Raw genomic sequence first — 10,971 nt, forward strand, 5'->3', positions numbered from 1 at the left:
ACCATGCACCGCACACCCCGCGCCGCGATGACGCTCGCGGCGGGCGCTCTGCTGCTGACCGGCTGCGCCTTCGGCGGCGGCCAGGCGCCGACCGCCACCGAGACGACCGACCCCACCGAGGAGGTCACGCTCACCTTCCAGTCGCTCGCCTTCCAGGACGCCACGATCGCGGCGACCGAGTCGATCGTCGACTCCTGGAACTCGGAGCACCCCGAGACGCAGATCGACCTCGTCCAGGGCTCCTGGGACAACGTGCACGACCAGCTCGTCACGCAGTTCCAGGGCGGCGACGCGCCCGACATCATCCACAACGAGGCGTCCGACATGGCCGGCTTCGCCCATGACGGCTACCTCGCCGACCTGACGCCGTTCCTGAGCGAGGAGCTGCGGGGCGACGTCTCGGAGGGCGTGTGGTCGACGGTGACCGCGAACGACCAGATCTTCGCCGCGCCGACCATCATGCAGTCGTACGTGGCGTTCGCCAACACGGCGGCGTTCGAGGCGGCCGGCGTCGAGGTGCCGACCGGCGAGTCGCTCGCCTGGGAGGACCTGCGCTCGATCGCGCAGGAGCTCACTGCCGACGGCACCTACGGCCTCGGCTGGGGCCTGAAGTCGCCGACCGCGCCGTTCATGAACCTCGCGCTCGGCGAGGAGGGCACCTTCTTCGAGGTCGACCCCGAGGGCGAGGCGACGATCGAGATCGGCGAGGGCGAGCTCGCGATCCCCGAGACGGTGCACGCGATGGCCTACGAGGACCAGTCGCTCGACCCCGTCACGCTCACGCAGACCGGCGCCGACGTGCTGCCGGGCTTCCTCGGCGGGTCGTACGGCATGTACATCGGCGGCTCGTTCCTCGCGCAGCAGATCGCCGACACCGCGCCCGAGGGCTTCGAGTGGACGGTGCTGCCGCCGCTCGCGGGCAGCGCGGGCGCCGCGCAGGGCACCTCGCCGCAGACCCTCTCGGTCTCGGCCGACTCCGAGTACGTGGATCGCGCCGCGGCGTTCATCGACTACTACATGCAGGCCGAGAACCTCGCGGCCGTCGGCGAGGGCGACTGCCTGATCCCGACGACCGGCGCGGCACGCGACGCGCTCGCGACCGCCACCGAGGGCCAGACCGGGTGGGCCGAGATGCTCGCGTCCGGCGCGGTGCTCGAGGCTGCGCCGTTCCAGCTCGCGGTGAACTACCCGCAGTGGAAGGACCAGTACGCGACGCCCGCGTTCCAGCAGTACCTCTCGAACGCCATCACCCTCGAGCAGCTGTCGACGCAGCTGACCGAGGGCTGGGACTCCATCCAGTAGTCGCATCGTCGCGCAGGGGGCGCACGCCGCCCCCTGCGCGGCACCGACCGCGCACGCCCGCACCGATCCGGAGACGACATGACCGACGCATCCTTCGCAGACATCGCGACAGCGTCGCTCGCGGGAGCGGCCGTCGCCGACGCCCTCGGCGGCGCGGCCGAGGGCAACACCCCCGAGACGATCCAGCAGCGCTACGGCGGCACGATCGAGGGGATCGTCCCGCCCTTCCTCGACGACTGGCGGCACGCTCGCCCCATCGCGCCGTACCACAAGGGCGACGGCCACGTCACGGACGACACCCTCATGACGAACCTGCTCGTCGACGTCTACGCCGAGGTGCGCCGGCACCTGACGGCGCACGACATCGCCGATCACCTGGTGCCGCGCATGATCGGCCAGGTGCAGTGGATCCCAGAGCTCGAAGCCGAGGCGCTGCCGTTGCAGCGCGTCTTCCTCGCCGAGAAGTGGCTCGTCGCCCGCCTGCACTACGGGCACATCGACCCGCGCGAGGCGGGGGTCGGCAACGTCGTGAACTGCGGCGCCACGATGTACGTCGGCCCGGTCGGGCTCGTGAACGCGGGCGACGCGCGGGGCGCCTACGCCGAGGCGATCGACATCGCGGGCGCCCACCAGTCGAGCTACGGCCGCGAGGCGGCGGGCGTCTTCGCCGCCGCCGTGGCCGCGGCATCCGCCCCCGGCGCCACGCTCGACGGCGTGCTCGACGCGGCGATCGGCCTCGCCCGTGACGGCACCCGGGCGGCGCTCGAGGCGGTCGTCGGCGCAGGGCACCGGCTCGACGGCTGGCGCGACGGCGGCCTCGCCGTGCTGCGCGACGCGGTGCGCCCGTTCGACACCGTCGGGGATGTGTACCGGCAGCCGGCGATGGACGCCCGGCTGCCGAGCCGCACGAAGGCGATCGAGGAGCTGCCGATCGCGCTCGGCCTGCTCGCCGCGTGCGACGGGGACTACCGCGAGGCCGTGCTCGGCGCCGTCAACTACGGACGCGACTCCGACTCGATCGCGGTCATGGCCGGCTCCGTCGCCGGCGCGCTCGGGGGTCTCGGCAGCGTGCCCGCCGAGTGGATCGACGAGGTCGGCACGGCATCGCGCCTCGACCTGCGCGCGAGCGGCGCCGTCATGGCGGGCGTTGCCGCCGAGGTGTGGCGCGCCGACGACGAGCGCCACCGCGAGCGGCGGAGCGCCGCGCTCGCACTGGGCCTCGAGGCGTGAGCGCGGGCCCCATGCTGCGGCTGAGCTGGACCCAGCCGGAGGACCTCGCCGCGCACGCCCTCGTCGCCGCTCGGCTCGACGGGCTCGACGTCTCGGCCCTCGAGGACGAGCTCGTCGCCGCCGGCGGGTCGCTCACCGCACCGGTGAGCGGCGCGACCCCCGACCGCGCCGACGAGGGGCTGCGCGCGACCGCTGCCCGCGTCACCGAGGCGGCGACCGCGCTGCCGCGGCCCGCCTCGCTCCTGGAGCGGGAGCCCGACGCCTGGGCCTCGATGGCGCTCGAGCCGCCGACCGTGCCGGTCGCCGACGGCCTCGACGACCGCCTCCGTGGCGCGTGGCTCGGCCGCGCCATCGGCTGCCTCGTGGGCAAGCCGGTCGAGAAGATCCCGCGAGACGGCATCCGCGCGATCGCCGAGTCGACCGGCCGCTGGCCGGTGCGCGGCTACTTCACCGAGCAGGGCCTCGACCCGGAGATCGCGGCGCGCTGGCCGTGGAACCGGCGCTCGCGGCCGACGAGCCTCGACGGCGTCATCGACGGCATGCCCGAGGACGACGACCTCAACTTCGCGATCCTCGCGCTCGTGGCGCAGGAGCGCGCGACCGCAGGCGAGCTGACCACCAGCGCGATCGCGCAGCTCTGGCTCGACCAGCTGCCCGCCGGCCGTGTCTTCACGGCCGAGCGCATCGCCTACCGCAACCTGCTCTCGGGCGAGGAGCCCGACGTCGCCGCGGTGCGCGGCAACCCGTTCGTCGACTGGATCGGCGCACTCATCCGCGCCGACGCCTACGGCTGGGCGCATCCGGGCGATCCGGCCGCGGCGGCGGAGCTCGCGGTGACGGATGCGAAGCTCACGCACCGTCGCGCCGGCGTCCACGGCGCAGCGTTCATGGCCGGCGCCGCAGCGGTGGCCGTCGCCGGAGCAGGCGTGGAGGCAGCGGTCGAGGCAGGGCTCGGCTGCGTGCCGAGCGGCTCGCGGCTCGCCGATGCCGTGCGGCTCGGGCAGTCGCTCGCCGCGAGCGACCGCGACGACGAGGCATGCCTCGACGAGCTGCACCGCGCCTATGGCCACCTCCACTGGGTGCACGTGCTGGGCAACACCGCGCTGCTCGTGCTCGCGGCGCTCCGCGGCCGCGACGACTTCGCGCGCGGCGTCGGGCTCGCGGTCGCGGGCGGCTGGGACACCGACTCGGTCGGTGCGAGCGTCGGCGGGCTGCTCGGCGCCGCCGGCACCGCCGCCATCCCCGCGGACCTCGCCGCGCCCATCCGCGGCGTCTACCGCACGACCCTCGCCGGCTTCGACGGCGTGCGCTTCGACGACCTCGCCGCACGCACGCTCGCGCTCGCGGAGGCCGGCTCGTGACCATCGACCCCGACGAGGCGCCCACGAACGCGTTCGACCCGCTCGTGCCGCGCCCGATCGACCTGCCGACCGCCGTGCCGCTGCCCGCGCTCGGCGACGAGCGGCTGGACGCCGCGGCCGTCGACATCGCCAAGATCCTCGCCGCGCCCGAAGACCCTGCGCACTGGCCCGCCTGGCGCGAGGAGCTCGCCGCGCTCGCCGCCGACGCGCGGTCGCGGCTCGCGCACGACGACGCCGCCTACGACGCCGTCCCGTGGGCCGCGCGCTGCCGCGTCGCCGCGCAGATCTGGCTCTGGGACGAGCGGCTGTGGGACTGGCGGGAGCGGCGCTTCACGCCCGATCGGCTGCTCGCCGCCTACGACGACCTCGGCGGCCTCGACGGGCTCGTGCTCTGGCACGCCTACCCGTGCATCGGCATCGACGAGCGCAACCAGTTCGACTGGTACCGCGACGTGCCGGGCCTCGCCGCGCTCGTCGCCGACCTGCACGCGGCCGGGGTGCGCGTCTTCCTCGACTACAACCCGTGGGACACCGGCACGCGGCGCGAGACGGATGCGTCGGGCCGCGAGCGCTCGGACGGCGAGTCGCTGCGGCTCGTCGCCGACGACCTCGGCGCCGACGGCGTCTTCCTCGACACGCTGAAGCAGGCCGATCCCGCGTTCCTCGCGGCGGTGGGCGGCGACCGACCGCTCGCGCTCGAGGGCGAGTCGCGGGCGCCGAACGAGCGCCTGCGCGACCACGTGCTGTCGTGGTCGCAGTGGTTCGCCGACTCGCGCGCGCCGGGCGTGCAGCGCGCGCGGCTCGTCGAGCGCCGGCACATGCTGCACGGCGTGCGGCGCTGGAACCGCTCGCACGCCGAGGAGCTGCAGACGGCGTGGATGAACGGCACGGGCGTGCTCGTCTGGGATGCGGTCTTCGGCGTGTGGGTGGGCTGGAGCGCGCGCGATCGCGCGACGCTGCGCGCCATCTCCCGGGTGCAGCGCGCGTGCCACGAGCTGCTCGAGCAGGGGGAGTGGGCGCCGCTCGCCGGCGCGACGGCCGAGGCGGCAGAGCTCGGCGTCCACGGCACGACCTGGACGTTCGGCGACGTCACGCTCGTGACGCTCGTGCATCGCGGCGACGAGCCGGTCACCGGGCGCTTCCTCGCGCCGGTCGAGGGCGCGCTGTGGGACCTGGCACGGGGAGCTGCGACCGACGGCGAGCTGACGATCCCCGCGCACGGCATCGCCGCGGTGCTCGCGGTGCGCGGCGAGGCGCCGGCGTGGCTGCCGGCGCTGCTCGAGGCGGCGGCCGCCGATCCTGCGCATGACGACCCGGCGTGGGCGGATGCCGCGTTCCCCGCCCGGGCGACCGAGCGCATCCGCGTGCCGAGGTCGAGCGCCGCGCCGCCGGAGGATGCCGTGCTCGTGCCGGCCGGCGTGCACGAGCTGCGGGTGCAGTGGCGGCGGCGCGAGACGGGCCTCTACGGCGAGGCGCCGTACGTCGAGGAGTGGAAGCCGCTGCCGCCGCGGCTGCACGACGAGCGCGAGATCGAGGTGCGCGCCGAGCTCGACGCGGTCGCGATCGCGCGCCGGGAGGTGAGCGTGGCGGACTGGAACGCGGCCGCCCGCGATGCGGGGCTCGAGCCGCGCGAAGGCGCGCCCGACGCGCCCGTGACGCACGTCGACCTCGACGACGCCCGCCGGTTCGCGGCCGCGGTCGGCGCGCGGCTGCCGACGGACCACGAGTGGCAGGTCGCGGGCGCCGAGCTGGAGCGGCGCAGCCCGAGGGTGTGGAACTGGACGGAGAGCGAGATGACCGACGGCATCACGCGGAGGACGATCCTCAAGGGCGGCAGCGAGCGCGCCGTCACCGGCTCGGACTGGTACGCCGACGGCGGCCCGCAGCCGCCGGAGCGGTCGTTGGCATGGCTGCGCACGGGCATCGACCGCTCGAGCGCGATCGGCTTCCGGCTGGCCTGGGACCTCGAGCCCGGCTCCGGACCGGAGCAGGGGGATGCGCGATGACCGGCCCGCTCGAGGGCGTGCGCGTGCTCGACGTCTCGACGCTCTTCGCCGGCCCGCTCGCGGCGACCTTCCTGGGCGACTTCGGCGCCGACGTGATCAAGGTGGAGCATCCGCGGCGCCCGGACGCGTCGCGAGGGCACGGCCCGGCCAAGGACGGCGTGAACCTGTGGTGGAAGACGCTCGGGCGCGGCAAGCGCACGACGACGCTCGACCTCTCGCAGGCGGAGGGTGCGGCGCTGCTGCTCGAGCTGGCGCGCGGCGCCGACGTGCTGATCGAGAACTTCCGGCCCGGCACCCTCGAGCGGTGGGGCCTGGAGCCGGCGCAGCTTCACGATGCGAACCCGGCGCTCGTGATCGCGCGCGTCACCGCTTTCGGGCAGTCCGGTCCGATGGCGCGCCAGCCCGGCTTCGGCTCGATCGCCGAGGCGATGAGCGGGTTCGCCGCGATCACCGGCGAGCCGGACGGGCCGCCGATCCTGCCGCCCTTCGGCCTCGCCGACGGCATCACCGCGCTCGCGACGGCCTACGCCTGCGCGATCGCGCTGCGGCACGCGGAGCGCTCGGGCGAGGGGCAGGTGATCGACATGGCGATCATCGAACCCATCCTCATGCTGCTCGGCGGGCAGATCACCGCCTTCGACCAGCTGGGGCTCGTGCAGCCGAGGGTCGGCAACCGCTCGGTCAACAACGCGCCGCGCAACGTCTACCGCACCGCCGACGGCCGTTGGGTGGCGGTATCGACGTCGTCGCAGTCGGTCGCCGAGCGCGTCATGGCGCTCGTCGGCCGTCCCGACGTGATCGCCGAGCCCTGGTTCGCCTCCGGCCGCACGCGCGTCGAGCACGTCGAGGAGCTGGATGCGGCGGTCGGTGGCTGGATCGGCGAGCGCACGCTCGCCGAGGTCGTCGGCGAGTTCGAGCGGGTCGAGGCGGCGATCGGCGTCGTCGACGACATCTCGGGCGTGATGACGAACCCGCAGTACGCGTCGCTCGGTACGATCCTGCCCATCCACGACGCCGAGCTGGGGGAGATCCGCATGCAGAACGTGCTGTTCCGGATGTCGGCGACGCCCGGCGAGGTGCGCCACACCGGCAGGCGGCACGGCGAGGACACCGACGCGGTGCTCGCCGAGCTCGGCATCACGCCCGAGCAGGCTCGGGCGCTGCGGGAGCGGGGGATCGTGTGACCGTCGCGCTGTACGTGCCGGGGGATCGGCCCGACCGCTTCGGCAAGGCCGTCGAGTCGGGCGCGGATGTCGTCATCCTCGACCTCGAGGACGCGGTGGGGCAGGACCGCAAGGCGGTCGCACGAGAGGCGGTCGACGCGTTCCTGCGGCAGCGCGGCCCGGGCGGGCTGCAGGTGCGGATCGGCGGGCTCGACGACCTCGAGGTGCTCGCGGCGCACGAGGTGGAGCTGCGGGTGCCGAAGGTGCGCGGCGCGGCCGACCTCGACGCGGTCGTCGACCGACTCGATCTCGACTCGCGACGGCTGCACGCGATCGTCGAGGATGCGGTCGGCGTCGCGCGGCTCGACGAGATCGCCGCGCACGCCGCCGTCGCCTCGGTGGCGCTGGGGGAGTCCGACCTGCGGAGCGACCTCGGCGCGACGAGCCCGGCGATGATCGAGCACCTGCGGATCCTGCTCGTGCTCGCCGCGAGGGGCGCGGGACTGCCGGCGCCGCTCATGTCGGTGTACCCGGCGATCGCCGACCTCGACGGGCTCGAGGCCGACTGCCGGGCGGGGGCGGCGCTCGGCTTCGGCGGGCGCACGGCGGTCCACCCCAAGCAGATCGAGGTCATCCGCCGGGCGTTCGCGCCGAGTGCGGAGGACGTGGCGTGGGCGGATGGCGTGCTCGCCGCGCTCGCCCAGGGCGGGGGCGTCACGACGCTCGCTGACGGCCAGATGGTCGACGAGGCGATGCGGGCGCGCGCGGAGCGCATCCTCGCCCGCCAGAACGGGTGATCGAGCAGATCACCCCACCGCGCGCCGCCGCGGTGAGGCCGCTCGCGCGCTCACGAAGCGCCGATAGCGCCACGACTGGTGCGAGTACATCGCGAGCGGGTACACGGTCAGCAGGGTGGGCGAGACGTAGCTCCATGGATGCTCGTAGCCCGCGCTGACGGTCGCAGCCAGCGTGATCAGCCCGCACGCCGCGATCGCCAGCAGCAGCCACGAGGGTCGGCCCGGTCGCCTCGACCGCGGCTCCGTCGACGGCGCCGAGCGGGAGAGCAGCGACGCGATGGTCATGCACAGACCGAGCACGACGACGCCGACCGCCCACGCGCGCGGCTGCTGCTCCAGCCCGGCGGTCGTGGTGGGCTCGGTGAGGGGGAGCAGCGCCAGCCCCAGCACCGTCACGACGACGCCGAGGGCGACGAACCGCATGGCGCGTCGTCGATGGCGAACGAGCCGCTCGGCCTGCGCGCGCTCGTCGGGCGCGTGCCGGCCGCTCATCGTTCGAGGCGCGGCCAGCGCCTGCCCGGGGCTCGCATAGCGCTCCGTGGCGGAATGTCATCCGGAGCGACGGTCCGACTCCCGGACCTCCGCCTCTGCACCGAGGTCATCGCACCCTCCCGTCGCGGTTTCCAAACAGTGTTCGCGATGATGCTGAGAGTTTGTCGGTGCCTCCATCGCTGGTCGAGTAGGACGGCGGAGCCGCCCGTATCGAGACCTCCACCGCTGGTCGAGGAGGACGGCGGAGCCGCCCGTATCGAGACCGGTGCAAGGTGACGGTTCGATTCGTCTCGATGCGCGGCCTTCGGCTGCTACTCGACGAGCGGGTAGGGGCTGCTCCTCGACTGGCGGCGCGAGGTCGTCTCGATACGCGGCCTTCGGCTGCTCCTCGACGAGCGGGGTTGGGCGGCCGCCCCTCGGCGGGCGGCGAGGGGTCGTCTCGATACGCGGCCTTCGGCTGCTACTCGACGAGCGGGGAGGGGCGGCTACTCGACGGGAGCGCGAGGTCGTCTCGATACGCGGCCTTCGGCGACGAGCGGGGAGGGGCGGCTGCTACTCGGCGGGGGCGAGGGGGGTCAGGGTGATCGCGTTCGCCCACGGGTCGTCGAAGCGGATGCTGCGGCCGTCGTCCGCGACGGCCACGCCGCGCGCCGCCAGTCGCTGGCGGGCGGCGCCCAGCGCATCCGCATCGGGCACGGTGATCTCGACGCGGCCGAGCCCGAGCGTGTCGGCGCGACGGCCGGCGCCGCGCGAATTCCAGACGTTCATCGCCATGTGGTGGTGGTAGCCGCCCGCGCTCACGAAGAGCGCGGTGCCGCCGAGCGACGCGGTCTCGGCGAAGCCGAGCGCGTCGACGTAGAAGGCCCGAGCGGTCCGCACGTCGCCGACCTGCAGGTGCACGTGCCCGACCTTCGCGTCGGCGGGCGCGATCTGCGAGGTGCCGAACGCGCCGCGATCGAGGTGCTCGTCGACGAAGCGGTTCGGGTCGATGAACTCCGTCGTCATGTGCACGTGCCCGTTCGCCCACTCCCACCGATCGCGGGGCCGGTCGGCGTACAGCTCGACGCCGTTGCCGTCGGGGTCGGCGAAGTAGAAGGCCTCGGAGACGTGGTGGTCGCCGGTGCCGGCGAACTGGATGCCCGGGATCTGCGACATCCGCACGACCGCTGCCGCCAGTGCCGCCTGGGTCGGGTAGAGGATCGCCGTGTGGAAGAGCCCCGCGTCGGACGGGTTCGGTCCGCGCAGGTCGGGTGCCTCCTCGAGCACGAGGATCGTGCGTCCGTCGACGCCCAGCTCGACCGCGCCCGGCCGCTCGGCGACGTGCTGCAGGCCGACACCGGTGGTGTACCAGTGCACGAGCCGCGCGAGCTTCGCGGTCTTCAGCATCACGGGGCCCATCGCGGTGGCGTCGGGCAGCAGGTCGATCGTGGTCATGGTTCCTCCACAGGAGGCAACGCCCGCGGCCGGCCGGCATTCCGGGCGGGCGCCCGGACCGCCCGGCTAGGCTCCTCGGTCGTGAGCAGCAGCGTGTGGTCCCTGCGTGCCGACGAGCTGCTGCGGCGCACCGCCTCGTCGGAGCCGACGCCTGGCAACGGCTCGGTCGCGGCGGTCGCGGGTGCGTTCGGCATCGCGCTCGTGCTCATGGCGCTGAGCATCACCGAGGATGCGCCCGCGAGCCTGCGCGAGCGGGGCGAGGCGATCCTCGAGCGCGTCACGCCGGCCGCCGACGCGGATGTCGCCGCGTTCGGCGCCGTCATCGAGGCGAGCGGCGACGGCGGCGACGACGCGGCCCTCGAGTCGGCGACGGTCGCGGCGACCGAGCGGCCGCTCGAGCTGCTGGCGGCGCTCGTCGACGCGCTCGCGCTCGCCGCGGAGGCCGAGCCGGTCGTCAAGCACGCGCTCGTCAGCGACGTGCTGTCGGGCGGCGACCTCATCGCCGGCGCCGCCCGTGCAGCGCTCCGCGCGGCCGACCTCAACCTCGCGACGCTCGAGCGCGACGGGTCCGACGCATCCGCCGCCCTGCGGCAGCGGCGCGAGAGGCTCGTCGCGGCGCTCGACGACGCGCTCGACGCGCGCGGCTGACGTCGTCGGCGCCTGCGTCAGCGGCGCCCGAGGTCGCGCTCCAGCACCGGCGCGAGCCGGAAGGGGATGAGCTCGCCCATCGACAGCCACGTCTCGGTGCGCACGACGCCGTCGCACGCGAGCACGAGCTTGTTCACCCGGTAGAGGTCCTCCGCGTCGCGGCACACGGCGCGCACGAGCACGTCCGCCTGCCCCGAGAGCCCGAAGGCCTGCACGACCTCCGGGATCTCGCGCAGCTGCTCGACCACGGCGTCGATGCGCGGCTGGTCGACGTGCGTGGCCATGAAGACGGTGAGCGGGTAGCCGAGGGCTGCGGCGTGGAACCGGCGGTCGAAGCCCTGCAGCGCATCCGACGCCTCGAGCGCGGCGACGCGCGACTGCACGGTGTTGCGCGCGAGGCCGAGCTGCTCGGCGATCGCGGCGTTCGTGATCCGGGGATGCCGCGTCAGCTCGAGCAGGATCCTGCGGTCGGTGTCATCGACGATGCGCATGGTGCGCAATCTAGCGCAGCCCAGAGCGCACCGGAATGGGCGAGAAG

General features: G+C 74.4%; 10 protein-coding genes. 7 read left to right on the top strand and 3 right to left on the bottom strand.

Annotated features, from left to right (window positions below):
* Positions 1 to 3: 3 nt before the first annotated feature.
* From ACVWW9_RS11195 to ACVWW9_RS11220, 6 genes are all read left to right on the top strand, one after another.
* Positions 4 to 1,302 (top strand): ABC transporter substrate-binding protein, encoded by a 1,299-nt coding sequence (locus ACVWW9_RS11195; RefSeq protein ID WP_123697711.1) that lies wholly within the window; start codon positions 4 to 6, stop codon positions 1,300 to 1,302.
* Positions 1,303 to 1,380: 78 nt separating this feature from the next.
* Positions 1,381 to 2,532 (top strand): ADP-ribosylglycohydrolase family protein, encoded by a 1,152-nt coding sequence (locus tag ACVWW9_RS11200; RefSeq protein WP_456515573.1) that lies wholly within the window; start codon positions 1,381 to 1,383, stop codon positions 2,530 to 2,532.
* Positions 2,529 to 3,893 (top strand): ADP-ribosylglycohydrolase family protein, encoded by a 1,365-nt coding sequence (locus tag ACVWW9_RS11205; protein WP_456515574.1) that lies wholly within the window; start codon positions 2,529 to 2,531, stop codon positions 3,891 to 3,893. Before ACVWW9_RS11200 ends, ACVWW9_RS11205 begins: the two co-directional genes overlap by 4 nt.
* Positions 3,890 to 5,899, top strand: coding sequence for an SUMF1/EgtB/PvdO family nonheme iron enzyme (locus ACVWW9_RS11210; protein WP_456515575.1), 2,010 nt, complete (start codon positions 3,890 to 3,892; stop codon positions 5,897 to 5,899). The genes ACVWW9_RS11205 and ACVWW9_RS11210 overlap by 4 nt, the downstream gene beginning before the upstream one ends.
* Positions 5,896 to 7,083: a CaiB/BaiF CoA transferase family protein gene (locus ACVWW9_RS11215; protein ID WP_456515576.1), complete on the top strand. Its 1,188-nt coding sequence runs from the start codon at positions 5,896 to 5,898 to the stop codon at positions 7,081 to 7,083. The genes ACVWW9_RS11210 and ACVWW9_RS11215 overlap by 4 nt, the downstream gene beginning before the upstream one ends.
* Complete coding sequence (locus tag ACVWW9_RS11220; protein ID WP_456515577.1) at positions 7,080 to 7,859, top strand: HpcH/HpaI aldolase/citrate lyase family protein; 780 nt, start codon at positions 7,080 to 7,082, stop codon at positions 7,857 to 7,859. The genes ACVWW9_RS11215 and ACVWW9_RS11220 overlap by 4 nt, the downstream gene beginning before the upstream one ends.
* 9 nt (positions 7,860 to 7,868) lie before the next feature.
* On the opposite strand, the gene ACVWW9_RS11225 is transcribed toward ACVWW9_RS11220, so the two are convergent.
* Together ACVWW9_RS11225 and ACVWW9_RS11230 are read right to left on the bottom strand one after the other, a co-directional pair.
* Complete coding sequence (locus ACVWW9_RS11225) at positions 7,869 to 8,282, bottom strand: hypothetical protein (RefSeq protein WP_456515578.1); 414 nt, start codon at positions 8,280 to 8,282, stop codon at positions 7,869 to 7,871.
* A gap of 621 nt (positions 8,283 to 8,903) precedes the next feature.
* Positions 8,904 to 9,785 carry a VOC family protein gene (locus ACVWW9_RS11230; protein WP_456515579.1) on the bottom strand — a complete coding sequence of 294 codons (882 nt, stop codon included), beginning with the start codon at positions 9,783 to 9,785 and terminating at the stop codon, positions 8,904 to 8,906.
* Between the two features lie 81 nt (positions 9,786 to 9,866).
* Here ACVWW9_RS11230 and ACVWW9_RS11235 point away from each other — a divergent pair, with 81 nt between their 5' ends.
* Positions 9,867 to 10,433, top strand: coding sequence for a cyclodeaminase/cyclohydrolase family protein (locus ACVWW9_RS11235; protein WP_456515580.1), 567 nt, complete (start codon positions 9,867 to 9,869; stop codon positions 10,431 to 10,433).
* A gap of 17 nt (positions 10,434 to 10,450) precedes the next feature.
* On the opposite strand, the gene ACVWW9_RS11240 is transcribed toward ACVWW9_RS11235, so the two are convergent.
* Positions 10,451 to 10,924, bottom strand: a complete 474-nt coding sequence (locus tag ACVWW9_RS11240) for an Lrp/AsnC family transcriptional regulator (RefSeq protein WP_123697718.1) — start codon at positions 10,922 to 10,924, stop codon at positions 10,451 to 10,453.
* Positions 10,925 to 10,971 lie beyond the last annotated feature (47 nt).

The sequence above is a fragment of the Agrococcus sp. UYP33 genome, assembly GCF_054060915.1.